Source organism: Enterococcus termitis (assembly GCF_001730305.1).
Lineage (GTDB): Bacteria > Bacillota > Bacilli > Lactobacillales > Enterococcaceae > Enterococcus_L > Enterococcus_L termitis.
This window is the reverse complement of the sequence record NZ_MIJY01000012.1, coordinates 115,649-141,342: the sequence shown is the minus strand read 5'-3', so window position 1 is coordinate 141,342 and position 25,694 is coordinate 115,649. Positions and strand designations below refer to the sequence as shown.

At 38.7% G+C, this 25,694-nt stretch carries 26 protein-coding genes; 22 read left to right on the top strand and 4 right to left on the bottom strand.

Annotated elements, in window-relative coordinates; translation table 11 throughout:
* The first annotated feature begins 51 nt into the window (after nucleotides 1-51).
* The 4 genes from BCR25_RS08015 to BCR25_RS08000 all read left to right on the top strand — a co-directional run bounded on the left by BCR25_RS08015 (nucleotide 52) and on the right by BCR25_RS08000 (nucleotide 3,263).
* Nucleotides 52-1,125: a WxLIP family cell surface protein gene (locus BCR25_RS08015; protein ID WP_069663097.1), complete on the top strand. Its 1,074-nt coding sequence runs from the start codon at nucleotides 52-54 to the stop codon at nucleotides 1,123-1,125.
* A gap of 89 nt (nucleotides 1,126-1,214) precedes the next feature.
* Complete coding sequence (locus tag BCR25_RS08010) at nucleotides 1,215-1,880, top strand: hypothetical protein (RefSeq protein WP_069663096.1); 666 nt, start codon at nucleotides 1,215-1,217, stop codon at nucleotides 1,878-1,880.
* A 27-nt stretch (nucleotides 1,881-1,907) separates the two neighbouring features.
* Nucleotides 1,908-2,528, top strand: a complete 621-nt coding sequence (gene lepB / locus BCR25_RS08005) for a signal peptidase I (protein ID WP_069663344.1) — start codon at nucleotides 1,908-1,910, stop codon at nucleotides 2,526-2,528.
* A gap of 45 nt (nucleotides 2,529-2,573) precedes the next feature.
* Nucleotides 2,574-3,263, top strand: a complete 690-nt coding sequence (locus BCR25_RS08000) for a winged helix-turn-helix domain-containing protein (protein ID WP_069663095.1) — start codon at nucleotides 2,574-2,576, stop codon at nucleotides 3,261-3,263.
* A gap of 171 nt (nucleotides 3,264-3,434) precedes the next feature.
* Here BCR25_RS08000 and BCR25_RS07995 read toward each other — a convergent pair whose 3' ends face one another.
* Nucleotides 3,435-4,166, bottom strand: a complete 732-nt coding sequence (locus BCR25_RS07995) for an SDR family oxidoreductase (RefSeq protein WP_069663094.1) — start codon at nucleotides 4,164-4,166, stop codon at nucleotides 3,435-3,437.
* Nucleotides 4,167-4,247: 81 nt separating this feature from the next.
* Here BCR25_RS07995 and BCR25_RS07990 point away from each other — a divergent pair, with 81 nt between their 5' ends.
* The 7 genes from BCR25_RS07990 to pknB all read left to right on the top strand — a co-directional run bounded on the left by BCR25_RS07990 (nucleotide 4,248) and on the right by pknB (nucleotide 13,093).
* Nucleotides 4,248-4,679 carry a MerR family transcriptional regulator gene (locus BCR25_RS07990; protein WP_069663093.1) on the top strand — a complete coding sequence of 144 codons (432 nt, stop codon included), beginning with the start codon at nucleotides 4,248-4,250 and terminating at the stop codon, nucleotides 4,677-4,679.
* 149 nt (nucleotides 4,680-4,828) lie between these two features.
* On the top strand, nucleotides 4,829-7,261 hold the full coding sequence (gene priA, locus BCR25_RS07985) for a primosomal protein N' (RefSeq protein WP_069663092.1): 2,433 nt from the start codon (nucleotides 4,829-4,831) through the stop codon (nucleotides 7,259-7,261).
* Nucleotides 7,262-7,334: 73 nt separating this feature from the next.
* Nucleotides 7,335-7,829, top strand: a complete 495-nt coding sequence (def, locus tag BCR25_RS07980) for a peptide deformylase (RefSeq protein WP_069663091.1) — start codon at nucleotides 7,335-7,337, stop codon at nucleotides 7,827-7,829.
* Complete coding sequence (gene fmt / locus BCR25_RS07975) at nucleotides 7,822-8,763, top strand: methionyl-tRNA formyltransferase (RefSeq protein WP_069663090.1); 942 nt, start codon at nucleotides 7,822-7,824, stop codon at nucleotides 8,761-8,763. Before def ends, fmt begins: the two co-directional genes overlap by 8 nt.
* Before the next feature lie 5 nt (nucleotides 8,764-8,768).
* On the top strand, nucleotides 8,769-10,133 hold the full coding sequence (gene rsmB / locus BCR25_RS07970; protein WP_069663089.1) for a 16S rRNA (cytosine(967)-C(5))-methyltransferase RsmB: 1,365 nt from the start codon (nucleotides 8,769-8,771) through the stop codon (nucleotides 10,131-10,133).
* A gap of 15 nt (nucleotides 10,134-10,148) precedes the next feature.
* Nucleotides 10,149-10,898, top strand: a complete 750-nt coding sequence (locus tag BCR25_RS07965) for a Stp1/IreP family PP2C-type Ser/Thr phosphatase (protein ID WP_069663088.1) — start codon at nucleotides 10,149-10,151, stop codon at nucleotides 10,896-10,898.
* Nucleotides 10,895-13,093 (top strand): Stk1 family PASTA domain-containing Ser/Thr kinase, encoded by a 2,199-nt coding sequence (gene pknB, locus BCR25_RS07960; protein WP_069663087.1) that lies wholly within the window; start codon nucleotides 10,895-10,897, stop codon nucleotides 13,091-13,093. The genes BCR25_RS07965 and pknB overlap by 4 nt, the downstream gene beginning before the upstream one ends.
* A 47-nt stretch (nucleotides 13,094-13,140) precedes the next feature.
* Here pknB and BCR25_RS07955 read toward each other — a convergent pair whose 3' ends face one another.
* Nucleotides 13,141-14,124, bottom strand: a complete 984-nt coding sequence (locus tag BCR25_RS07955) for a choloylglycine hydrolase family protein (RefSeq protein WP_069663086.1) — start codon at nucleotides 14,122-14,124, stop codon at nucleotides 13,141-13,143.
* 378 nt (nucleotides 14,125-14,502) lie between these two features.
* Here BCR25_RS07955 and rsgA point away from each other — a divergent pair, with 378 nt between their 5' ends.
* From rsgA to BCR25_RS07940, 3 genes are read left to right on the top strand one after another with little or no spacing between them, the layout of a single operon-like run.
* Nucleotides 14,503-15,408 carry a ribosome small subunit-dependent GTPase A gene (gene rsgA / locus BCR25_RS07950; protein WP_069663085.1) on the top strand — a complete coding sequence of 302 codons (906 nt, stop codon included), beginning with the start codon at nucleotides 14,503-14,505 and terminating at the stop codon, nucleotides 15,406-15,408.
* A 38-nt stretch (nucleotides 15,409-15,446) separates the two neighbouring features.
* Nucleotides 15,447-16,097, top strand: a complete 651-nt coding sequence (gene rpe, locus BCR25_RS07945) for a ribulose-phosphate 3-epimerase (RefSeq protein WP_069663084.1) — start codon at nucleotides 15,447-15,449, stop codon at nucleotides 16,095-16,097.
* On the top strand, nucleotides 16,097-16,750 hold the full coding sequence (locus BCR25_RS07940) for a thiamine diphosphokinase (protein WP_069663083.1): 654 nt from the start codon (nucleotides 16,097-16,099) through the stop codon (nucleotides 16,748-16,750). The genes rpe and BCR25_RS07940 overlap by 1 nt, the downstream gene beginning before the upstream one ends.
* A gap of 34 nt (nucleotides 16,751-16,784) precedes the next feature.
* On the opposite strand, the gene rpmB is transcribed toward BCR25_RS07940, so the two are convergent.
* A complete protein-coding gene (rpmB, locus tag BCR25_RS07935) occupies nucleotides 16,785-16,973 on the bottom strand; it encodes a 50S ribosomal protein L28 (protein ID WP_069663082.1) in 189 nt (62 codons plus the stop codon).
* A 166-nt stretch (nucleotides 16,974-17,139) separates the two neighbouring features.
* Nucleotides 17,140-17,388, bottom strand: coding sequence for a hypothetical protein (locus BCR25_RS20125; RefSeq protein WP_139124552.1), 249 nt, complete (start codon nucleotides 17,386-17,388; stop codon nucleotides 17,140-17,142).
* A gap of 238 nt (nucleotides 17,389-17,626) precedes the next feature.
* Here BCR25_RS20125 and BCR25_RS07930 point away from each other — a divergent pair, with 238 nt between their 5' ends.
* From BCR25_RS07930 to recG, 8 genes are all read left to right on the top strand, one after another.
* On the top strand, nucleotides 17,627-17,878 hold the full coding sequence (locus BCR25_RS07930; RefSeq protein WP_069663081.1) for a hypothetical protein: 252 nt from the start codon (nucleotides 17,627-17,629) through the stop codon (nucleotides 17,876-17,878).
* A 24-nt stretch (nucleotides 17,879-17,902) separates the two neighbouring features.
* Nucleotides 17,903-18,253 (top strand): hypothetical protein, encoded by a 351-nt coding sequence (locus tag BCR25_RS07925; protein WP_069663343.1) that lies wholly within the window; start codon nucleotides 17,903-17,905, stop codon nucleotides 18,251-18,253.
* Nucleotides 18,244-19,890: a T7SS effector LXG polymorphic toxin gene (locus BCR25_RS07920; RefSeq protein WP_139124551.1), complete on the top strand. Its 1,647-nt coding sequence runs from the start codon at nucleotides 18,244-18,246 to the stop codon at nucleotides 19,888-19,890. Before BCR25_RS07925 ends, BCR25_RS07920 begins: the two co-directional genes overlap by 10 nt.
* Nucleotides 19,887-20,726, top strand: a complete 840-nt coding sequence (locus BCR25_RS07915; RefSeq protein WP_069663080.1) for a hypothetical protein — start codon at nucleotides 19,887-19,889, stop codon at nucleotides 20,724-20,726. Before BCR25_RS07920 ends, BCR25_RS07915 begins: the two co-directional genes overlap by 4 nt.
* A gap of 83 nt (nucleotides 20,727-20,809) precedes the next feature.
* Nucleotides 20,810-20,944 carry a LytTR family transcriptional regulator DNA-binding domain-containing protein gene (locus tag BCR25_RS19870; RefSeq protein WP_245792100.1) on the top strand — a complete coding sequence of 45 codons (135 nt, stop codon included), beginning with the start codon at nucleotides 20,810-20,812 and terminating at the stop codon, nucleotides 20,942-20,944.
* 215 nt (nucleotides 20,945-21,159) lie between these two features.
* A complete protein-coding gene (locus tag BCR25_RS07910) occupies nucleotides 21,160-21,522 on the top strand; it encodes an Asp23/Gls24 family envelope stress response protein (protein WP_010761897.1) in 363 nt (120 codons plus the stop codon).
* Nucleotides 21,523-21,589: 67 nt separating this feature from the next.
* A complete protein-coding gene (locus tag BCR25_RS07905) occupies nucleotides 21,590-23,263 on the top strand; it encodes a DAK2 domain-containing protein (protein ID WP_069663079.1) in 1,674 nt (557 codons plus the stop codon).
* A 125-nt stretch (nucleotides 23,264-23,388) separates the two neighbouring features.
* On the top strand, nucleotides 23,389-25,425 hold the full coding sequence (gene recG / locus BCR25_RS07900; protein ID WP_069663078.1) for an ATP-dependent DNA helicase RecG: 2,037 nt from the start codon (nucleotides 23,389-23,391) through the stop codon (nucleotides 25,423-25,425).
* Nucleotides 25,426-25,694: the final 269 nt, after the last annotated feature.

Sequence of the window (25,694 nt, the reverse complement as noted above, 5' to 3'; positions counted from 1 at the left end):
GCCAGATAACGGCGGACTTGCTTCTCTTCTTACAAGAAAGGGCAGTATGGGATGAAAAAAATTTTTTCAATATGGCTGATGGTTATTCTATACATAGGGATTAATAGTAACCTGCTAACAATTACTGGACAAGCAGCGGAAAACGACGGCAGTGGTTTTACGTACAAAGTGATTCAACCGGAGAATCAACATAATAAAGAGGTCGGTTATTTTGATTTACGCATGACACCTAGTCAAGAACAAACGGTCACGATCAGAATGAGCAATAGTTCTGACAAAGAAATTACCGTAGAAGTTGCACTGAACAGTGCGAAGACAAATACAAATGGCGTGATCGAATACGGTCCTTCAAAATTGGAAAAGGACAAGTCGTTAAAATATGATTTTGCGGATATCGTAAAAGGAGAAAAAACGGTTAAGATCCCCGCGAAACAAAGTGTCGACTACCCATTAACGATCAACATGCCGGCGTCACAATTTGACGGGGTGATTTCTGGCGGCATCTACATGATTCAAAAGGGACAAACAGAAGACCAAAAAGCTATGATCAAGAATGAATACGGCTACCTTGTTGGCATGGTCTTAACCGAAACAGACATAGCTGTACAGCCGAAACTGAAACTGAATACTGTTTTTGCAGAACAACAAAATTATCGTAATGCTGTGTTTATCAATTATTCAAATACGCAGCCTGCTTATGTTGACGAGATGACGGTAGATGTTCAAATCATGGAAAAAGGGTCAGATGAAGTCTTATATGACACCAAACAAAATAAAATGCGGATGGCACCGAATTCTCAAATCAACTTTCCCGTGTTGATGAATGGTGAACAGATGGTCGCAGGCGATTATCGAGCGCATATTCTGGTAACGACGGATAAGGATAAAAAATGGGAATGGGAACAAGAATTTACGATTACCGATGAAGAAGCGGACAAATTCAATAAAGAGGACGTAAGTTTACTGCAAGAAAGTCGTGTGAACTGGACGATGATTCTGATTTTGGTGGGCGTAGCGTTAGGTATCGTTATACTTATATTTTTTGTGGTTCATTTCTTTAGACAAAAGAAGAAAAAGCAAGCACGGAAAAAAAAGAAAAGTAATCAAGTGAGGAAGAAAAGATAGCGAAGTAAAAGGAATGGTTTATTGAAATTGCTGTCTATTCGAAAAAAATGGTGGTGTATCACGAATGCCATCCTCTGGAGGATAGAAAAATGTCGACACTAGACTGGGTTTTTATTGGGATACTTTCAACAGCTATCCTCTGTATAATAGTTGCAGGTGCCTTTTTTGTCGGGGCTGTTATTACTCGAAGAAAAATGGTGCAGCTAAAGCAACGACGTTTTAAAAATAAAAAAAAGCGTGCTGTTTTTAAAAAGAAAGCCTTCAGGTTGAAAAATAAAACAAAAAAACAAGTCCGAACGGGACTGCTCTTTTTCGTGGTAGGAGGACTTCTAGCAGGAGGAGCCGTTTTTTCCCGTTACCATCAAGCAACGAATCTAAGTGATCGAGATTCTGATGGGATCGTTGAAGGCTATTACTTGTTGACTCGAACGGAAGAACAATTAGCGACGATAAAAGACACAAAAAATGCGGAGAAAACACGGAAGAATATCCGGGAGCTTGCTGCAAAGTTATCTGGGTTTGGTGTTCGTTATGCAGATCCTCGATTGACTGTGGATGGTCAAAAAATGTTGAATCGCTATTATTCACAAATGAAAGAGCTGGGCTTGAACTTGAATAATCAGTCAATTGAAAGTCTACAGGATAAAACAACCTATGACGATTATGTGGCAGATATCAAAAAAGTCCAAACGATTCAGAAGAACATCTTTGCTTATTTTAAAGTCAATGAAACTGCGCTCGAACAAAAGAAGTAAGTAGCATAAGAAATGGCAGTGACTGAAATGAACAGAAAAAAACACCCTAATAAGAAGCGAACACCTAGGAAAAAAACGAGAAAAAAAAGAAAAAAGAATCATAGGTACAAGGAACTGAGTCAAGAAATTGGCATCACCTGTTTGATTGTAGTTGTCTTGGGCGTATTGTGTTCACAATTTGTGTTTGCGCTCCCTCAAACTATTGGTTATGGGATGAGAGAGAGTTTAAATGATGGTGATCGTGTGTACGTGAATCGTTTAGGCAAGCTTAGACGTTTTTCATTGGTTTATTTTAAACAGCCGGATGGAAACGGGACTTCGATTCGACGAATCATTGGCTTGCCGCAGGAAACGGTTCGCTACAGCAATGATGAATTGTATATAAATGACCGATTAATTGTCGAACGCTTTTTGCAAAGAGCATTGGCGCAGGCGAAATTAGACAACGAAATGATCACAGAAGATTTTGATTCAGCAGATATTCTCAAGACGAATACAGGAATGATTCCGAAAGACAAGTACCTTGTACTCGGCGATAACCGCAAATATGCGACGGATAGTCGTTATTATGGTGTCGTTGACAAACAAATGATCATTGGAACGGTTGAGCTGCGTTGGTGGCCGTTTTATCAAGTAAGAAGTTACTGATTGATTAGTGCAATCAAGTGGAAATTTTCTAGTGGAGGGGAAACTATGTATCGTATCGGCGTAGTAAATTTTGAAGGAGACACGTCAGGTTGGACACAATTTCAAGCACAGATGCCCAGTGACTGGGAACTTCATCAAACTGCCTCTGATGAAGGGGCTGTTTTTGATCTGCTTATCTTATTGGAAAATAAACCAGAGCAAACTGGCGAAATTTGTGGTCAACTGTTGCAGTTGAAAAAAGAGTTAGACTCATTGATCTGGATTTGGGCGACGGCTCAAAATGAGATGAATCGAATGGTTTATTTAAAGCTTGGGGCAGATGGTGTGATGACAGACCACCTAAAATTGGAAGAATGGGTCCTGATCGTATCTAATGCGTTACGAAGAAAAGCAATGAATGGGCAACACAGTGAGGAAAAAATTGTTTCTAAAAATAATGGCGGCGGACTTGTATTAAATATTAGAAATAGAAGTATCATGGTAAATGAGAATGATGAAATTCGCTTAACCAATCTTGAGTATAAAGCGATGGACATCTTGTTTCAAAACGTAGGTGAAACCGTTACGTATGAAGAAATATATAAAGCGATTTGGGGAGAAAAAGAGAACGAACACCGGAAAGTCTATCGCATCAGTAACCTGATTTTTCATATCCGCAAGAAATTTGAAGAGGAAATAGGAACATCAAAAGCGATTCGAACCGTAAGATCGAAAGGCTATGTTTTGACTGTTTAATGAGGGGGGGAACATATAATTGATTCCGAGTGCTATCCTCAGCCACGAGTTACTAATAACAATGATAAGAGTTTGAGCAAGCCCTTGGAAGGGGATTGTTCAAACTCATTTTTCATATTTATGCTTTCTTTGAAGGTTTAAAATAGGTCAGGATTACTACCTGTGATTGATTTAAGCATCTTGACTAGTCGCTGCGATCAGTACTTCACGAATAGATACTTCTTGTGGAAGTTCATACATGTATTTGACAGTTTTGGCTACATAAATGGGGTCTAACGTTACTCCGCCCATTGAAGCTTTCCAGCTTTCGTAAGTATCTGCAGCATCTTGATCTGTGACGTGAGTCAATAGCTCTGTTTCAGCTGCGCCAGGCGCCATTACAAGGACGCGGACATTATGAGAAGATAGTTCCTCACGAACCGTTTCAGATAAGGCGTGGACGCCAAATTTACTTGCGGCGTAGGCAGCGTGGTTGCCGAAGGTTTTACGCCCTGCAATTGAACTGATATTGATGATCGTTCCGTGGTGTCTGTCCATCATCGACTGCATCACTGTTTTCATTCCATTTAAGACACCAATGACATTTGTATCCATCATCGTTTGCCACTCTGATGCGTCTTGTTTCCACACATTACCTAAAAGCATTACACCCGCATTGTTTATGAGTAGGTCTGCTTTTCCAAATGCTTTTTCACCTTCAGCAACCGCCGCTTGAAATTGTTCTAAGTTTGTAACGTCAACAGCTTTCACTAACACTTGGTCAAAGTTTAGCGGCAGTGCATTGATTTTTTCTACTCGTCGTCCAAGTAATAATAAAGGATAGTTGTCGGCATTAAATTGTTTGGCCATCTCAGCACCGAATCCAGAGCTGGCTCCTGTAATAATGACTAAAGGTTTTTTCATTCATAAACGCCTCACTTTTCGTTGATATGTGGTATACTACACCTTTGACCATACTCAAAGTCAAGAAGGGAGAATTCAAATATGTACACAGTTGGAGAAATAGCGAAGATGACCGATTTTTCCGAGCATACGTTGAGATATTATGATCGTTTAGGGTTGCTACCTTTTGTTACAAAAGATCAGCATGGCGTTCGTCATTTTTCTGAATCTGATTTGGATTTATTGGCAACGATCCGTTTTATGAAAGACACAGGAGCAACAACGAAGGAAATAAAAGCAGTCATGACGATGATCATGGGCGGGGATCAAACATTGAAGCAGCGACTAGACTACTATAAAAACTATCGAGAAAAGATGAGAGCGATGGTTGCTGATTTAGAAGCAAATCTAGAGAAAATCGACTGGAAGATCGACTATTATCAAAAAGCAGTAGCCGCTGGAACTGAAAAAATCCATGATGGTGAAGAAGGACTGTACGCTTTATACTACAGAAAAGAGAAAACAGTCGAATAAAACAGTTATCTATGGCTTTTTTTACAATAGAAACCGGAGAAGCAAGACAAAACAGGGATTCTTTAGTACAATAAGCAAAGAAAAGCACAAGCGAGAAGGATGTTTAAAAAGAGCATTTAGTTAAATAATAAAAGAATGGAGGAATGTATATGAGAAAGACGGCCCAAGTGATTGTTGATGTTCCAACGATGCAGACCGATCAACCGTTTACTTATTTGATTCCTTTGAACTTAGAAAATCAACTTACAGTAGGAATGCGGGTAGAAGTACCTTTTGGCAATGGAAATCGTCATCTGCAGGGATTTGTTTTAGACATTCAAACCGTTTCAGACGAAGAAATCGCTGAGCAAACCTTTGAATGGAAAGAAATTCTGTCTGTTTTAGATTTGAAGCCAGTATTAAATACAGAATTATTAGCATTAGCAGATTATATGAAAGAGAAAACTTTCGCGTTTAAAATCACCTGCCTACAAACGATGCTGCCGAGTGTGATGAGGGCAGATTATCGAAAATACATATATTTGACCGATGAATTAGACGAAGCAGTACAAGATGAATTATTTTACGGATTAGATGAAATTGCTTGGGACGAAGCTTTGGAGCGAAATATTTTGCCGCAGTTGATGCAGTTGAGAAAGCAGCAGAAAGTCGATATTCGTTATGAGGTCAATACAAGAAATAAAGTGAAAACGATTCGCTATGTCCAAGCGCTTAAATCTTTTGAGCAATTAGAAGAAGCGCGTATGGATCTGAGAAAAGGTTCGCAAAAAAAAGAACAGCTGATTCATTATCTACAACAATTAGGGCTTGAACAGATGACCACAGTAAAGGAAATGAAGACATTAGGCTTTAGTACAGCAGTCTTAAACGATGGGGCTAAAAGAGGCTGGCTGACCTTCGTGGAAACAGAAGCGTATCGTGATCCCTTTGCAGATCATACATTTGAAAAGACGACTGCGTTAGCCTTAAATGATGAACAGCAAGTCGCTGTTGATCGTGTCCTAGAAGCAATGAATCAAGCACAAAGTAAAACCTACTTATTAGAAGGAATCACTGGCAGCGGTAAAACAGAAGTCTATCTTCAAATTATTGCAGAAGCCTTAAATCAAGGAAAAACAGCCATGATGTTAGTACCAGAAATTTCTTTAACTCCCCAAATGGTTCATCGTTTTAAAAGTCGTTTTGGTGAGCAGGTAGCGGTGATGCATAGTGCGTTATCACAAGGTGAAAAGTATGATGAATGGCGAAAAATCGAGCGTGGAGAAGCACAAGTTGTCGTTGGCGTGCGTTCGGCTATTTTTTCTCCTTTAGAAAATTTAGGTGTGATCATCATCGATGAAGAACATGAAGCCAGTTATAAACAAGAAGAAACACCTCGATATCACGCTAGAGATTTGGCGATTTGGCGTGGCGCCTATCATCATTGCCCAATCGTGTTGGGAAGCGCTACGCCCTCATTGGAGTCACGAGCACGGGCACAAAAAAATGTGTATGAGCGCTTGGTGTTGACGAAACGAGCGAACCAAACCGCTACATTACCAACCATTGATATCGTAGATATGCGGGAAGAACTTCAGCAGAAAAATACCTCATCCTTTTCTTTAGCACTTCAAGAAAAACTGCAGGATCGTCTTGTTAAAGGTGAGCAAAGTGTCCTATTACTGAATCGGCGCGGCTATTCTTCCTTTGTTATGTGCCGTGATTGCGGCTATGTTTTGCCCTGTCCAAACTGTGATATTTCATTGACCTTGCACATGGATACTAAAACGATGAAATGCCATTATTGCGGTCACGAAGAACGAATTCCTTATCATTGTCCGAATTGCGGTGGAGATAAGATTCGCTACTACGGAACTGGAACGCAAAAAGTAGAGGAAGAGCTAAAGGGGCTGTTCCCAGATAGTCGGATCTTGCGAATGGATGTAGATACGACTCGGCGAAAAGGTGCGCATGAAAAAATTCTAACGGCTTTTGGCAACCATGAAGCAGATATCTTATTGGGCACTCAAATGATCGCAAAAGGTCTGGATTTCCCTAATGTAACATTAGTTGGCGTATTAAATGCGGATACAGCCCTAAATCTTCCTGATTTTCGTTCCAGTGAACGAACATTTCAGTTGTTGACACAGGTCAGCGGACGCGCAGGACGCGCAGAAAAGCCTGGAGAAGTGATCATTCAATCTTTCAATCCAGAGCATTATGCGATCCAGTTAGCCAAAGCACAAGATTATGAAGACTTTTATCAAAAAGAAATGTACGTCCGCCACCGTGGAGACTATCCGCCTTTTTACTATACAGTTCAGATTACAGCTAGCCATCCAGAAGAAAATCAAGCGGCAAAGCAGATGTTTGAGATCGTCAGAGAGTTACAAGCTGGTTTATCGGATCAAAGCATTTTACTTGGACCAACGCCTAATGCCATTATGCGAGTCAATAACCGCTACTTCTATCAAGTAATCATCAAATATAAGCAAGAACCCAATCTACAGAATATATTGCAGAAAATACTGACAGACACTCAAAAAGCAACTGCACACGGACTGAAATTATCAATCGATGCAGAGCCGATGAACTTTATCTAGACGCCTGTGATTCTCGGAAACAAGAGAAACGTTATAAAAACTAAAAAACTTGCTCCGATAGAAAGGAAATGTTATGCGCTATCCTATTGTAATACACCCAAATGAACGTTTAACACAAAAAGCGAAGCCGATTACCATGATTACTGATGAAACGATTCTTCTTTTAGAAAACATGTATGAAACGATGATTGCCCATGATGGAATTGGTTTAGCAGCACCTCAAATCGGCAAAAACCTACAGCTTGCTGTGGTCGAAGTGGATGAGGAAACAGGCTTGTTTGAGCTGATCAATCCAGAAATCATCGAAAGTAAAGGAACAGACATAGATGTAGAAGGCTGTTTAAGTATTCCTGGGACCTATGGAACGGTCGAGCGGGCTGAGGAAGTCACTGTTCGCTATTTTGATCGTGAGGGAGATGAAATCGAAGTGACAGCTTACGGCTATTTAGCTAGAGCATTTCAACATGAGATCGATCACTTAAACGGCGAACTATTTATTGATAAAATCATTGAACCGATCAAAGCAGAAGATTTAGATGCATATATGGAGGAACACTTAGATGACTAAACTAATTTTTATGGGAACACCCGCCTTTTCAGTTCCAATTTTAGAAGGATTGATTGAAAACGGCTATGACATTCAAGCAGTAGTGACGCAGCCAGATCGTCCAGTTGGGCGGAAAAAAGTAATCACACCAACCCCTGTAAAAGAAGCCGCTGTAAAACATGGTTTATTGGTCTTACAGCCAGAAAAAATTTCAGGATCAGCAGAAATGGAAAAAATCATTGAGCTTTCCCCTGATTTGATTGTAACGGCAGCCTTTGGGCAATTTTTACCAGAGAAAATTTTACAGGCGCCAGCCTTCGGGGCGATCAACGTTCATGCCTCATTATTGCCTAAATACCGCGGTGGAGCACCTGTCCACTACTCAATTATCGAAGGGGAAAAAGAAACAGGCGTTACAATCATGGAAATGGTCAAAAAAATGGATGCCGGAGCTATTCTTTCTCAAAAAGCTATTCCCATTACAAAATCAGATGATGTAGGAAGCATGTTTGATCGTTTGAGTATTGTCGGAAGAGATCTGTTATTAGAAACATTGCCTAAGCTTTTGAGCAATCAAATTACACCGATCCCACAAGATGAAAGCCAAGCCACGTTTTCACCAAATATCACAAGAGAACAAGAGAAAATCGATTGGAATAAAACAGCAGAGCAAGTGGATAATCAAGTACGTGGAATGCGTCCCTGGCCGACAGCATTTACTACATATAATGATACTAACTGGAAAATCTGGGCAGTCACTCCCTTAGAGGAAACGACAACAGCAGAACCTGGAACCATTATTAAGCGTGGCAAAAAAGAATTATGGATCGCTTGTGGTAAAGGAACGGTTCTTTCAATAAATACGCTTCAGCCTTCTGGAAAAGGTCAATTATCGATTCAAGATTTCTTGAATGGTGTGGGTAAAGCAGTGGCAGAATCGGATAAGGTGGGCTAATCAGTATGGGAAAAAAGATACCAGCAAGAGTGAAGAACTCTGTACGTTACGTTGCACTTAGAACAATCGAACGTGTCGATAACGGCGGAGCCTATTCTAATCTATTGCTAAATGAAATGATCAACAATTCGGCACTGAATGAAAAAGACAGTCGTTTATTCACGGAGCTTGTTTATGGTACGATCAGCCGCAAGCTATTGCTAGAATATTATTTAACACCATTTATTCAAAACCCTAAAAAAGTAGATAGCTGGGTCAAAAATTTACTAAGCCTATCAGTGTACCAGTTAGTGTTTTTGGATAAGGTTCCTGATCATGCAATTATCAATGAAGCGGTAGAAATCGGCAAGCATCGTGGAAACAGTGGCATCGGAAAATTCGTAAATGGCGTTCTTCGAGCGTTTCAAAGAGAAGGAGTTCCTAGTCTTGAAAAAATTCAAGATCCAGTAAAACGTTTATCCATCGAAATCAGTATGCCGCAGTGGCTGACTGAAAAATTGATCAAACAATTAGGAATGGAAGAAACAAGAAAATTAGGAGTATCTCTTTTCGAAAAAAGCCATGTTAGCGGACGAGTTGACACAAACGAAATTACTATCGATGAAGCACTGGAAGAATTAAAAAGAGAGCACATCGAAGTTTCCGCTAGCCGCATTTCACCATACGGAGTTGTTGCAGATAAAGGCTTTTTAGCTGGAAGCTATTTATTTGCCGCAGGGAAACTGACGATCCAAGATGAAAGCTCGATGCTGGTGGCACCAGCTATGCAGATTGAAGAAAATCATGTTGTTCTAGATGCCTGTGCAGCGCCTGGCGGAAAAACAACACACATCGCAACATTCCTAGATGCGAAAAAAGGCGGTCGCGTCAAATCTTTGGATATTCATGATCATAAAATCAAATTGATCAAACAAAATGCGGAACGTCTACATGTCAAAGAAGTGGTAGATACAGAAAAATTAGATGCCCGTGAAGTCGGTGCAGAGTTTCCAGCCGAATATTTTGACCGTATCTTAGTGGATGCTCCTTGTTCAGGACTTGGTCTGATGCGCCGTAAACCGGACATTAAATACCATAAGTCTGCACAAGATTTTGAGCAATTACCTAAAATCCAATTAGAAATTCTAGAAAGTGTTGCCCAAACATTGAAACAATGGGGTATAATGGTGTATAGCACTTGTACGATTGCTGAAGAAGAAAATCAGGAAGTTGTCGCAGCATTTTTAGAGAAACATCCCGAATTTAAAAAAATAGATGTGAAAGTCAATGAACTAGTACAGACTGCTGTACAAGATCAAATGCTGACACTATACCCGCATCAATTAGGAACGGATGGCTTTTTTATTTGTTGTATGCAGAAAGTTTGTTAAACGAGGTGAAGCAGAGTGGAAATCAATTTTCAAACAGATGTCGGTCGGAGACGGAATACCAATCAAGATTATGCGGGGTTATTTGAAAATCAAGCAGGTCTTGCTTTGGCAGTTTTAGCTGATGGAATGGGTGGTCATCAGGCTGGTGATGTAGCTAGTCAAATGGCTGTGAACAATCTAGGTGTACGCTGGCAAGAAAGTCTGATCGAAACATCAGAAAAGGCGGCACAATGGTTGATCAAAGAAATTCAAGACGAAAACGAATTGATCTATCAAAAAGGACAATCTCAACCAGAATATTTAGGAATGGGAACGACTATCGTCAGCGCGGTATTACTAGATCGTTCTTTTGTGCTGGCAAATATTGGAGATAGCCGGGCGTATTTAGTCCGCAATGATCAGCTAGTTCAATTAACAGAAGACCATTCTCTAGTCAATGAACTGGTGAAATCTGGCGAAATCACTCGTGAAATGGCTGCGAACCATCCGCGGAAAAATGTGTTGACTCGTTCATTAGGTATGCCGGGAACCGTAGAAGTAGATGTAACGAATCATCTGTGGGTACCGAACGATTACATTTTGCTGTGTTCAGACGGACTGACCAATATGGTTTCTGAAGAGGATATTTTAGCAATTTTACTTTCAGATCAACCGTTAAAGGATAAAGTATCGATGTTGATTGCCCAAGCGAATGAAGCGGGAGGCGCAGATAACATTACTGTCCTAGTAATACATTTTGACGAACAGAAGGAGGAAAACCAATGATCGAAATCGGCAGAAAATTAAATGGTCGATATCATATTATTGGCAATATCGGTAGTGGCGGAATGGCAAACGTCTTTTTAGCTCACGACTTGATTTTGGATCGAGATGTAGCGATCAAGGTCCTGCGTTTTGACTTCCAAAACGATCAGGCAGCGATTCGTCGTTTCCAAAGAGAAGCCTTAGCAGCTACTGAATTGGTTCATCCGAATATCGTCAGTGTTTATGATGTAGGGGAAGAAGACGGACTGCAGTACTTAGTGATGGAATATGTCAAAGGGATGGATCTAAAACGATATATCCAGACTCAATATCCGATTCCATATGCAAAAATCGTAGATATCATGGAGCAAATCTTATCAGCAGTTTCACTTGCCCATGAACATAGAATCATTCATAGAGATTTAAAACCACAAAACATTTTGATGGATGAAAGCGGTGTGGTAAAAATCACCGATTTCGGGATCGCTATTGCTTTAACAGAGACGTCGATCACCCAAACCAATACGATGCTGGGATCTGTTCATTATTTATCACCTGAGCAAGCCAGAGGTAGCATGGCGACGAACCAATCTGATGTTTATGCGGTTGGGATCATTTTATATGAAATGTTGACAGGAAATGTTCCGTTTGACGGAGAATCCGCAGTAACGATTGCTTTAAAACATTTCCAAGAAGAAATGCCGTCGGTTAAAATGGTTGATCCAAACATTCCGCAATCGTTGGAAAATGTAGTTCTGCATGCAACAGCGAAAGATCCAGCTGATCGTTATAAAACGGCCGAAGAAATGTCACGGGATCTCTACACCGTACTAGCAGCCAATCGTTTAGATGAACCGAAGTGGCAGCCAACTGGACTGATTGGAGAGACGAAGATTCTTACACCGATCACAGATGATATGGCAATGCCTTCATCATTTGCCGCAATGGAAGCACCCGAGGAAGAGCGGAACGAACATGAAGAAATCGAACAGCAAGAAGCAGAAGACAAAGCGAAAAAGAAAAAGAAAAAACGTAATCGAATCATCGCGTTTGTTATTGTACTTTTGATTTTACTAGTCGGAGGAGGCTTGTATCTTGCAGGCCAAGGCAGCAGCGAGGTCAAAATTCCTGATGTATCAGATAAAACTGAAGCACAAGCACGGACAATTTTAGAAGATGCCGGCTTAAAGGTCAAAGAAGAAACCAAAAAGATTCCAGATGAATCGATCGAAGAAGGAAACGTAGTCAAAACAGACCCAGTTGCAGAATCCACGGTTAAAAAGAACCGGGAAATCGAACTGTATATCAGTACTGGAAACAAAAAGATCGAGCTAGAGGATTATACTGGAGAAGATTACAAAGATGTTATCGAAGAACTAAAGAAACTAGGTTTCCAAGAAAGTCGTATCAAAGTCAGCAAAGAAACGAATGCTAAAGTAGATGAGGATAAAGTCATTAGCCAAACACCGGAAGCTGGCGAAGAAGTGGATCCAAAAACTGATGAAATCACATTGGTGGTCAGTGAAGGACCAGATGATATTTATCTAGCAAACTATGCAAGTCTGGGTTACAGTTACGATAACGCAGTGGCTGAATTGCTAAGCTATGGGATTAAATCAAGTCAAATCACACGAGTGGATAAAGCGAGTGATACGGTAGATAAAGGCTTGGTTATGGATCAAGACCCAGCCGCTGGGAATCCATTCAATCCGAAAAATGGGAAAATCACATTAGTAGTCAGCTCTGGACCGGATAAACCGGCAGAAAGCAGCTCGGAGTCGAATACAGTCATTTTGGGAAGTTATGCAGAAAGCTATACTTACGATAATGCAGTGAATGCATTACTTGGCTTAGGCATTAAACAAAGCCAAATTGCTAAAGAAGAGGTGGACAGCGACTTACCTAAAGATACTGTAGTTTCACAAGATCCAGGAGCAGGAGCATCCTTTGATCTTAATAGTAATGGTAAAATCACACTAAGAGTCAGTAAAGGCCCTAGCAATGTGAACGTTCCAAGTATTTCTAATCTATCGCCTTCAGAAGCTGAAGCACAGATTAAAAATGCCGGGCTGAACTACGCAGTCGGTTCAGGTGACAGCTCTAAAGGAAAAGTGGTTAGTACGTCACCAAGCATTGGCAGCAGTGTAGCTAAGGGAACGACCATCACGGTCAATTATTCTGACGCGTCAGAGCCTGCAAATGATGAAAATAGCTAAAAAAAAATGAAGCAGCCGATTAAAATCAGGTTGCTTCATTTTTTATTTTAGTTTAAAGAAGTAGCGTTGAATGTCGGATTGATCCCAAATTCAGTTGGTTCATTGGCCGTTAAAAGATTCTCAGTCAATTTTACAGAAAATACTTCCTGTGTGCTATAAGGATTCAAGTAATAGACAAGTTCGTCAGTGTCCATGACCACCCGATATTGCGTATAATCGACAGCACCGTCATCTTTTATGTTAACTCCTTTTGGAATAGTAACATTATTCAAAATATGAAAGACTGCATTGACCGCATCCTTAGTGGTCTGTCCTTTTTCGGTCAAATGACGAGTATAGACTGTACGAACAAAGCGTTCAGGAGAAGTATATCCGCCAGGTAATCCGAAGGTTCCGGAGCCTTGTCCAAAAGGCTTAAGAGTAAAATCATCAATAGATATAGCGGAAGCATTGGTAGGTCGGATAAAAATATAATTATTTAGATTTTTAAGATGCCATTCAAGTTCAGGACTATTAGTCATAACACCAATAGGATTGTCTTTGATTTCGATTTTTCCACTATTTGTTTCAACTACGATTGAGTTTCCAGATTTGTCAGCAACGATGAAATGAAGAGGAACAGTGATTCCTAAAAGAGAAACGGGTGCATTTACGATCACTACTTCATTGACACGTTGTTTTAGCTCTTCGATACTTGACATTTCACCAAGCAGCCATAAGATAAATTCATGCGGGGCAAGATTTAGCTTGTTTTCTATTGGTTCAGATAAGTATTTTGCTTCATTCGGGAAATACAATTCTGCAACGGAAAGCCCATGTTCATTCACGCCATCAGCAAAAAAGTATTCTTCTAATTTACGACCAGTGCCCACAAACCCATAGCTTGATTTTTGCTTTTGCCCGAAATGAGTGGTCCATTCATGGTTTCTAGGCATAACGATCGGTCTGCCATCCAGTTCAAAACCAAAGTCCATTGTTCTAGCTAAAAAATGATTTCCTTGAGTTGATGTAAATGTCAAACTTGTACACATGTGTTTTTCCTCCAGAATAATTATTAACAAATAAATTATACATCGAATTTTCAAATAGTATATATGAAAACCCTTCAAAGGTAAAAAATGGCTAATATGAAGTAATAGCTGTCATCTGCTAATCGGTGAATGATGAGAAGGTATGTTCAATAAAGGGCGAAGACTTCTGTAAGAGGAGTGAAATGGGAACGATCAAGGAAATATTTTCCTATATAAGAAACGATTTAATGAACAAAAATCAATGCTTTAATTAAATAGGCACACACTAAATTTTTTCCTCTTGATTTTAATCTAATAAACAGTCCAAAGCAATCTGGAAAGATCTTAGGTTTTTTCGTTGAAAGTTGAAATGACCTATACATTAGTGTATATTCGATTATGATAGGAGTTGATACATTGAAAGGTCAAATCAGAAAAGCGTTAAGTGGTTTTTACTATGTTTATGCAGAAGGACAGACATTTCAAACAAGAGCCCGCGGCAATTTTCGTAATCGCAAGATTACTCCGCTAGTTGGGGATGAAGTGATGTTTGAAAGTGATAATTTAACTGATGGCTATTTACTGGAGGTTTTTCCTAGACATAATGAACTCGTCCGTCCGCCTGTTGCCAATGTCGATCAAGGTGTGATCGTTATGAGCATGGTGGAACCGAATTTTTCGTTTAATTTGCTGGATCGATTTTTAGTGACATTGGAAGACAAAGGGATTGAACCGATTATTTATTTAACCAAAATCGATTTGCTTACTGGTACTGAAACCGTCAGTGTAGCAGATGTGCAACATGTATATGGAACGCTGTATCCTGTAATCGCAGCAACAAGTGTGAGTGATGAAGGAGCAGTCCATTTGTTGGAACAGTATTTTCCAGAACGTTTGACTGTGTTTATGGGACAATCAGGTGCGGGAAAATCGACACTGTTGAATAAGATTTCTCCAGAGCTACAATTAGCTACAAATGAAATTTCTGAATCGTTAGGACGCGGAAAACATACCACACGCCATGTTGAACTATTACCGTTGTTTGATGGATTAGTTGCTGACACACCTGGTTTTAGTTCGATTGACTTTTTAGAGATGGAAGCAACGGAGCTGCCCAAGCAATTTCCAGAATTTGTAGAAGCGTCGCATTTATGTAAATTTCGGGAATGCATGCATCGAAAAGAACCTGGCTGTGAAGTGAAAGCATTAGTAGAAACTGGCGGAATTGCCCAAACACGTTATGATAATTATCTTCAGTTTTTATCAGAAATCGAAAACCGTAAACCAATGTATAGAAAAAAATAATCATATAAGTTAGCTAAAAAACGAAGGAGGATTTTTTTATGAAATTAGCACCATCTATTTTAAGCGCAGATTTTGCAAATTTAGAAAGAGATATTCAATTAGTTGAAAAATTAGGAGCTGACTATATTCATGTGGATGTGATGGATGGTCAATTCGTACCCAATATTACTTTAGGACCTAACGTAGTTTCAGCGATTCGACCAGTGACAAAATTACCGTTAGATGTCCATTTAATGATCGTACAGCCGGAAAATTATATAGAGGCTTTTGCGAAAGCTGGCGCAGATATCATTACGGTTCATCAAGAATCAACACCGCATATTCACCGTGCGATTCAAATGATTAAAGCATCTGGTGTAAAAGCTGGAGTAGTCATCAATCCAGGAACACCGTTATCTGCAATTGAATATGTGTTGAATTTAGTCGATCAAGTCTTGATCATGACAGTGAATCCAGGTTTTGGCGGACAAACATTTATTGAAAGCTCGTTGGATAAAATCGCTCAGTTGAACGAATGGAAAGAAACAAAAGGCTATACTTACGATATCGAAGTTGATGGAGGGATCGAACCAAATACAGCAAAACGTTGTAAAGAAGCTGGAGCGAATGTCTTTGTGGCAGGATCTTATATCTACAACTCAGAAAGTCCTAAAGAAAGAATTGCAGCGTTGCGAGCTGTGTTGGACTAATGGAGATACTACTTGTGGCTGGCGGCTCGCCAAAAGAATGGCCGCAGTTGGAGATCACGCAGTTTGACTATCTTGTAGGAATTGATCGTGGAAGTTTATATAGTTTAGAACAGGGCTGGAAATTGGATTTAGCTGTAGGCGATTTTGATTCTTTATCTGAAGAGGAATTTGAAATTGTTCAAAAAAAGGCTGGCGAAATAGAGCAAGCGCAGGCGGAAAAAGATTTTACAGATACTCAGCTCGGATTGATCCGAGCCTTTGAACGATTTCCTAAAGCGCAGGTGACGATCATCGGAGCAACTGGCGGTAGAGCGGATCATTTTCTTTCGAATCTCTGGCTGCCTTTAGAACCAAAATTCCGTTCATTTGCAGAACAGATTCAGTTAAAAGATCGACAAAATAGTATTACCTACTATAGTCCAGGTAGCTATACTGTAAAAAAAGAAGCACACATGACTTATTTAGCGTATTGCTGTTTAACACCTGTTAAAGGTCTAACGTTAACAGAAAGTAAATACACCTTGGATCATGTAGAGGTTCCAGTACCAACATCATATGCTAGTAATGAATTCGTAGGCAATACTGCTTCGTTTTCATTCGATTCTGGAATGATCGCAGTTATCCAAAGTCGAGATCTCACTAAAAAAAGCTGAACGGCATGCCGTTCAGCTTTTTGATTACAATTTATTAAACACGCTCAATGTTACCAGATTTCAAAGCACGAGTTGACACCCAAACTTTTTTAGGTTTACCGTCTATTAATACACGAACTTTTTGCAAGTTAGGTTTAACAGTACGTTTAGTAGCGTTCATTGCATGTGAGCGGTTATTGCCGCTTTTTGTTTTACGACCAGTAAAGTAACATACTTTTGCCATTTTTAGTTTCCTCCTTTGCTTTGATCTCGGAGCGATAGTTTTCAGCTCATACTAACTTAATTTATCATAGAAAGGAGATTTTGGCAAGGGGATTTTGCTAGTAGCGACTAAAAAAATGGGTAATAGATTTGCTTATGAGAAAAAATCGTATTTTCTATCCTATTAGCTACTTTTTACTAGAAACGATGGATAAGCAAGAATGATAGAAGTAACCACTAGAAACAACTGTAATGATAGCCATGAGTACTTTTATCGGTAATGGTTTAATTAAAATCGTCGCTGCTACAAATAAAAATATCAAACTGATTACCGCAGGAACATATTTTTGATCCATAACGATCCCCTTCTTTCTTCTTTTATTGTGCACACTTAAAGTATAGGCTAATTCCGTTATTCGTTCCCTTTTATTCCTCATACCGTATTTTTATCTCCTATCTGTATTAAATGACGTTTAAGCATTCCTGAACGTAAAATAAAACGATAATGCCGAAAATTGATGAATTTAAGAAGAAGCGTATATTGACATGAATACATACATAAATCACCTAGAAAAAAATTCTTTATTTTTTTACATTATGTATCTGTTTTTTGATATACTGTTTTTATAATAAATTGACTTAAACTCTAGCATAAATGATAAGAGGAGGGTTTTTATGGGCAATATTGCTTCAAGTACTGGCTTAGCAACAGCCGCTATTTCAGGTGTGAAATCAGTCACTATCAATAAAGGACAACAAGTCTCTTTGGGTCAAAGTACAATAGCCAGTATGAAAACTGGAATGGAAGTGAATAACCAATTATTGTCAGATTTAGCTCAACTAGTTGAGTGTATAACGACTCAAAGTGAAAAATTCCCTAAAATTGCAGAACTTATTGCACTTCGAGATAGTCAGATTAAGTTTTAAGAGGTGAAAGAATTGGAACATAAGATGAGTGATCAAGAACGTGTGAAATATGATCGGCTAATTTTAGAAAATGAACAGTTAATTGATGAACTTAATAATGGGAAAAGAAAAATAGAAGAATCTATTTATACCCTAGAAGAAGACCTTCATAGAAGTTTTAAGGAACTAAGTAATTTAAACGATGAAAATTCAAGATTTGGTGGTTTCAAAACTAGTTGGTTACAACGTAATAATGAAGAACAAGAGCGAGTATTTCGTCAATTACTACGTGAATCCAATGAACAAATTGCATTAGCTTATAAGAAAGAAACAAAAAAGATGGATGAAGAACGAGAATTACTTTATAAGAAACGGGGTGATATTCCTTGGGATTAGTTTATTCAAGTGGCGAGTCCGCAGAATTGATTCAAGCCTTAACAAGTAATTTGGCGAGTGGAAAAGAAGCAACTAACCAATTAAAATCTGGCAGTCAAAAAATAGTTGCAGCAGTTGATGGACGCACACTAGCAGGCGCAGCTTACACTGCTGGCAAAGGATTATTTAGCGATCTGATTATCCCGACGATTACACGAGCAACGACCGCTTGTGATGCAATCGAGCAAGAATTACAAAAATATAAATCAGCCGATCAAACTATTTCAAGTGAGGGTTACTTAAATGAAGATAATTTAAATCAACAAATTGCGATAAAGAAAGCGATGAAAGCTTCTGTGGAATTTGCTTCATCTGTCGCAAAAACAGCTTCAAGAAACAATCCAGTTGCAGCAGTGCTAGATTCCTTGCTCAATTTCCAGAAAAACCTAAACCGAATGTCAGATAATATTCAGGATGATATTGAGCAACTGCAAAAAAAATTAGAGAAATTGCACTCCTTTTCTTCTCAAACAAGCGGGCTATTTAATAACAGTCTTAATGATCTAAAGATAGCCATGCAGGGCGTTTTAGTTTTAGACAGTACCATTGTAAATAGTGATGGATCATATACGTTACCTGCTGGAGTAGATAAAAGTTGGTTTAATTCTCTTAAAAATACAGATAAGCTAAAAGAGATGGAAGAAAAAGAAAAGAATTTAGCAATTAAAGAACTGAATGACTTGTTTTCTAAAAATCCAGCAGCAGCACTTGAAAAAATTAAAAATAATGATCGATTATTTAGCTACGTCATCGCAGCTTTAGATAAGTTTCCAAAAGGAATACAGGATGCTGCGTTGAATCTATTTATTATGCAAGAAAGTTGGAATCAACTTCCTAAAAATATTGCTAAGAATGTATTAAATAATCCCAAATTTGGGTTGTATGTTAGTAAGTTATCTTTAGATAATCAAGCCAAAGTTTATGGGAGCTTATTACATTTAAGTGACAAAGGTTGGGATGTATTAGCCCCTCTAGGATACGTAACAAGTATTTTATCTAAATCAAAAGCTGGTGCAAAAGTGATTGCAGGTTCTAAAGTTGGACTAACGTTATTCAAGAAATTAGATCCCGTTTCTAAGTTCGTAAAAGCACATCCCGTTGCAAGAGAGGGACTTTCGTACGGTGGTGATACGTTGACTATTATAGGTTACGCGTATGAAGAATACACTAATCCTAAAAGTCCTGCTTATGGAGATGAAAGCAAAGCATTATATGGTGGTATTAATTTATTTATGTGGAATGCTGGACCGTTAGAAGGAGCACAATATGGCGGACCAATTGGAGCTTTGGTGGGCACAGCAAATACACTATGGCAGTATGGAAAATATAATATAATTAATAACATCCCCAATTTAGTCCCTGGTGAAAAAAATGATTTAGGATGGAATAAAGAAAGCGATAAAAGAGAGTGGCTGGACAATCTATATAAGGATTATGGAAAGCATGAAGCTAGTCCAACAGATAAAAATTATCGTCCGGGAGTACAGCCTGAAAGTGGGAGCCCCAATTTTAATCCTGGTACACAGTATACTCCTAACCAAGGTAATAACGGAGTGAGCCCTAATAACTCTCCGTTGGATAATTGGGGTGTAAAATGAAAGCAGTAGATATTGTTTTAAATAAAAACATTAAAAATAATATCCAGACTATTGATTTTGAACAAGCAAAACAAATAGTGGATCTTCGTGATGTATCAAATAATATGAATAACAAACTTCTATTACCAAAATACAGTATATTTACTTTGACTATTATTTTACAGATATTAATGGCAGCAAGTTTGTCTGGATGGATACTAAGTAGGCCATTTTTCGCCGTTATAGAATGGTTAAGTGTTTTGCTGACAAGTATATTTTTTTTCAAGATTAACTTTAAGAGTATATCTGAAAATTACTTATCTAGATTTTATTCTAACTGTTCTATCATTTTGAATGTATGTTCACTTGTTTTTTCAATAGGTTTATGGATATTACTGTTAACATTTTCTGGTAATATAAGTATGGAGTATCTATCTCAAATTCTAGTTCAAATGTTTCTTTCGATAATGAGTATTTTTTTTCTTGAATTCTCTATTTATAAATATATTCAGTATAGAGTGCTGCAAGAAATTTCTACTTTTAGAGCTGATATAAAAACCCCTATTTTTGGAAAATTAATTGACAAATCAATGATATATGGAATTGGGCTAATTATTATTGCAATGCAGTATTATCGTATAAATAAATTTTGGATTATAGGCAATTCTTCTTGGATTACTAAAGTCTTGATCCCAGTAGGACAACTTTTTTTATGGTTAATTATTCTACTATTACTGATAGCACTTCCTATTCGTATTTTCTATCCAAATTTTGTAAAAAATTATATACTTCAACTATATTCTGAAGAATTTCGAAATGAGTATGGATTTACTGAAAAAGAATGGTACAGCGGATGATAGTAACAATCTAAAAATCTGGTAATAAAAGCGATTATATTTATCGAGAATACGATGAAAATGATACTGAGATCATCTCTATTATGTTTGATAGGTGTCATAAATCATACTTAATCAATCGAGATCATATCAGTAAGGTTATAAAAAGCGAGCGAATCGTCGAGATGAGCAATGGAGAAGAATGCTTAGTTTCAGTAAGAGCAATGAAACATTTATAAAAATGTGCGTACAGGATTTGATGGTTGACATCAGATCTTGTATTTTTTGCGTAATTGACAATTTCCTACAAACAATGTAAATTATACAAATATTGAGTACTACGATGAGACGCTCTATAATAATCTGATGAACTTCCTTTTCATTAAGAGGTGGCTATGTTAAAATATTATAGAAGAAAATAGGGCAATTATGCTCTTTAAGGAGGCTTTCATCAATGGCTGTAAAAATCAAAACACCAGCAGGCACCATTGAGATTACCAATGAGGTTATCGCTACTGTAGTTGGCGGAGCTGCGACAGATATCTACGGAATCGTCGGTATGGCTAGTAAAAACCAAATCAAAGATAATTTAAATGGCATTTTGCGTAAAGAGAACTATTCTAAAGGTGTTGTCGTACGTCAAGAAGAAAATGGCGTTGCGGTCGACGTATATACAATTGTAAGCTATGGAACAAAAATTTCAGAAGTTTCTCGAAATGTACAAGAAAAAGTCAAATACAACCTTGAGACATTACTTGGTGTCACTGCTAATTCTGTCAACGTTTTTGTACAAGGTGTTCGTGTCTTGCCTGACTAGGCAACCGACTGTTAAATAGAAGAAAAAAATTTCGTCTATTAGCAGCAATCTAAAGGAGGATTTTTAGGTGAATGTAACAGAAATCAGTGCAGGTCAGTTCCAAGAAATGGTTCAGGCTGGTGCGAGTCGTCTGCATGTCAATGCAGAGTATGTCAACTCATTGAATGTTTTCCCTGTCCCAGATGGTGATACAGGAACAAATATGAATTTATCCATGACAAGTGGAGCAAAAGCTGTAGCAGATTCTCGTTCCGAAAAAGTCGGAGAGCTAGCAACGGTCCTTTCTAAAGGATTATTGATGGGCGCTCGAGGAAACTCTGGAGTTATTTTATCGCAATTATTCCGTGGCTTTTCTAAACAAATTCCAGATGTTGCTACACTGAATGCAAAAGACCTAGCAGCAGCGTTTACTCATGGAGTAGAAACTGCCTATAAAGCTGTAATGAAACCTGTAGAGGGAACAATTTTGACTGTTTCCCGGGAAGCTGCCCGTTCTGGTGAGCGTAAAGCAAAAGAAACAGACGATTGTATTGAAGTAATGGAAGCCGTTGTAAAAGGTGCTAAACGAGCACTAGCTAAGACACCAGATCTTTTACCTGTGTTAAAAGAAGTAGGCGTTGTCGACAGTGGTGGTCAAGGGTTATTGTTTATTTATGAGGGCTTTTTAGAAGCTCTATCGGGCAATTTCTTGGCAACAGAAGTCTACGAACCAACACCAGGGGAAATGGACGAAATGGTCAATGCTGAGCATCATCGTGGTGTCAGTGGACATGTTGCGACAGAAGACATCAAATTTGGATATTGTACAGAAATCATGGTCAAAATCGGAGAAGGTCCGACGGTTGACAGTGAGTTTGATTATGAAATATTTAGAAACTATCTAAATGAACTAGGTGACTCGTTACTTGTTGTCAATGACGATGAAATCATCAAAGTTCACGTTCATACAGAACATCCAGGTGAAGTAATGAACTATGGTCAAAAATTTGGTTCACTTGTAAAGATCAAAGTAGACAACATGCGTTTACAGCATGAAACATTAGTGGAACATGATGCACAGGTTGCTTCAGCACCTAAAGCACGTGTACCATATGCAGTGATTGCTATTGCAGCTGGAGAAGGGGTTCAGGAATTATTCCGCAGCCTTGGTGCCAGCTACATTATCAGTGGTGGTCAAACAATGAACCCAAGTACAGAGGATATTCTAAAAGCTGTTAAAGAAGTGAATGCTGACCAAGTCATCATTTTGCCTAATAACAAAAATATCTTCATGGCAGCTGATCAAGCAGCCGAAGTAGCTGATATCCCTGTAGCCGTTGTACCTACGAAAACAATCTCTCAAGGAATGACAGCGATGCTTGCTTTCAATGATCAACAATCACTTGAAGATAATAAAGCAACGATGACTGAAATGATCGAAAGTGTAGTCAGCGGACAAATCACAACAGCTGTACGTGATACAACAATCGATAATGTTGAAATCAAAAAAGATGATTATCTAGGTATGATCGACGGAAAAATCGTTGTTTCTGAACCAGATATGTCTAAAGCTTCATTAGATACACTAAAACGCATGATCGATGAAGAAACTGAAATCGTCACGATCATTGTCGGTGAAGGTGGTACAATGAAAGAAGCTGAGCAGTTTGCAGAAGCACTGACGACTGAATTTGAAGAGCTTGAAACAGAACTTCATGAAGGTGGACAACCAGTGTATCCTTACCTGTTTTCAGCTGAATAATCAATGACCTATAAAAGCCAGACACTTTTTGTTTGGCTTTTTTTATATGTTTAAAAATGATATATTAATACAAATGAAGAAAAAACCGAAAAAATTCGTATTTAGTAATGAAAGGCGGAAAATAAGTGGATTTATCAGATGATATCGGTGTGCTGTCAGGTGTCGGACCAAAACGTGCTGAGAATTTAAAAGAGTTAGGCATTCAAACGATCGAAGATCTGCTGACTTATTACCCTTTTCGTTATGAGGATATTCAAGAAAAAGAGTTAAATGAAATTCAAGATCAAGAAAAAGTGACACTTAAAGGATTAGTCGTGTCGGAGCCAGTGGTCAGCCGTTATGGTTACAAAAAAAGCCGTTTAATGTTTCGAATGATGCAGGATCATGCCGTAATCAATGTCTCGTTTTTCAACCAGCCCTATTTAAAAGATAAAATCGTGATGTCAGAAGAAATCGCAGTTTATGGAAAATGGGATGCTAAACGTAAATCATTGAATGGCATGAAGATTTTAGCTGCAAAAGACGATGGCGAAGATTTTGCACCTATTTACCATGTGAATAAAAAGGTGCGGCAAAGCAGTCTGATTCAGCTTATCCGCACAGGCTTTGATAAATATGGCGAATTGATTCCAGAAATTCTACCACAAGATCTATTGGAAAAATATCGGTTGATCTCAAGGAAAGAAGCTATCTTTGCGATGCACTTTCCGCGCGATCCAGAAGAAAGTCATCAGGCAAAGCGCCGAGTGGTTTTTGAAGAATTCTTTTTCTTCCAATTGAAAATGCAAGGCTTAAAACGACAAGAAAAAGCAGAAAAAAACGGATTAAGTATACAATATGATGTTGAGCGCCTAAAAGCATTTACTGCAAAGCTGCCGTTTGAATTGACTGCTGCCCAAAAGAATGTGACAAATGAAATCTGTCGGGATTTAATGAGTCCAAACCATATGCAGCGTTTACTGCAAGGAGATGTTGGTAGCGGGAAAACCGTTGTCGCAGCAATCGCGCTGTATGCAACAATGACAGCTGGATTTCAAGGTGCGTTGATGGTACCAACTGAAATCTTAGCACAACAGCATATGGAGAGCTTGCAGCAACTGTATGATCCTTTAGAGGTTCGAACGGCTCTATTAACAGGCTCGACTAAAGCAAAAGAACGTCGGGAAATTTTGGCACAGCTGGCAACTGGGGAAATCGATATCATTATTGGTACTCACGCGTTGATTCAAGAAGATGTTATTTTCCATCATTTAGGGCTGGTGATTACCGATGAACAACATCGTTTTGGTGTGAATCAGCGTCGAATTTTGAGAGAAAAAGGGTTGAAACCAGATGTCTTATTTATGACTGCAACTCCGATTCCGCGAACTCTGGCAATTACGGCTTTTGGGGAAATGGATGTGTCGATCATCGATGAGATGCCGGCAGGAAGAATTCCGATCGAAACACGTTGGATTCGACCACCACAATTAGACACTGTGCTGGAATGGATGCAAAAGGAGTTGGCGCGTGGTCATCAAGCATATGTGATATGTCCGCTAATCGAAGAATCTGAAGCGTTAGATGTAAAAAATGCGACAGAAATCTTTGAGCATATGTCTGCCTTTTTTAATCCTAATTACCAAGTAGGCCTACTTCATGGGAAAATGAAGAATCAAGAAAAAGATGGAATTATGCAGGAATTCAAAGAAAATAAACTACAAATTCTCGTTTCCACTACGGTAATTGAAGTAGGTGTCAATGTACCAAATGCGACAGTTATGCTTATTATGGATGCGGATCGTTTTGGTCTTGCTCAACTACATCAGTTACGTGGTCGAGTTGGTCGAGGTTCTGAGGCGTCTTATTGTATTTTAGTTGCTAACCCTAAAAATGAGATGGGTGTAGAACGAATGAAGATTATGACAGAGACGAATAACGGCTTTGTATTAAGTGAAAAAGATTTGGAGTTACGCGGTCCAGGTGAAGTATTTGGCGCTAGGCAATCTGGGATTCCACAATTTGCAGTGGGAGATATTGTTACAGACTTCAATATCCTCGAAGTTGCCCGTCAAGAAGCCAATGCCATTTGGAAAAAAGAACAGTGGTGGCTGTTGCCGGAGTATCGAAGCGCTGCTGAAAAGATCAAGTTGAACGAGAACGAGCAGCAGTTTTTTGATTAGTAAATTTAGCTGGTATGTTGAACAGTACAAGACTTTCGAAGAAAGTGTTGATCCATTTTTTTGATCTAGCTGCACAAAGCAATTCTCAAGGAAAATAGATAATCTGTCAATGAAACAAAGAGCATTTCAGTGCCAGATTCCTAATTTTCAAGAGAGCTAAACGCTTTGTTCCGCTTTTGCTGAGAAATACAAAGAATGGAATGATTTGATGTTGAACAGTACAAGACTTTCGAAGAAAGTGTTGATCCATTCTTTTAATCTAGCTACAC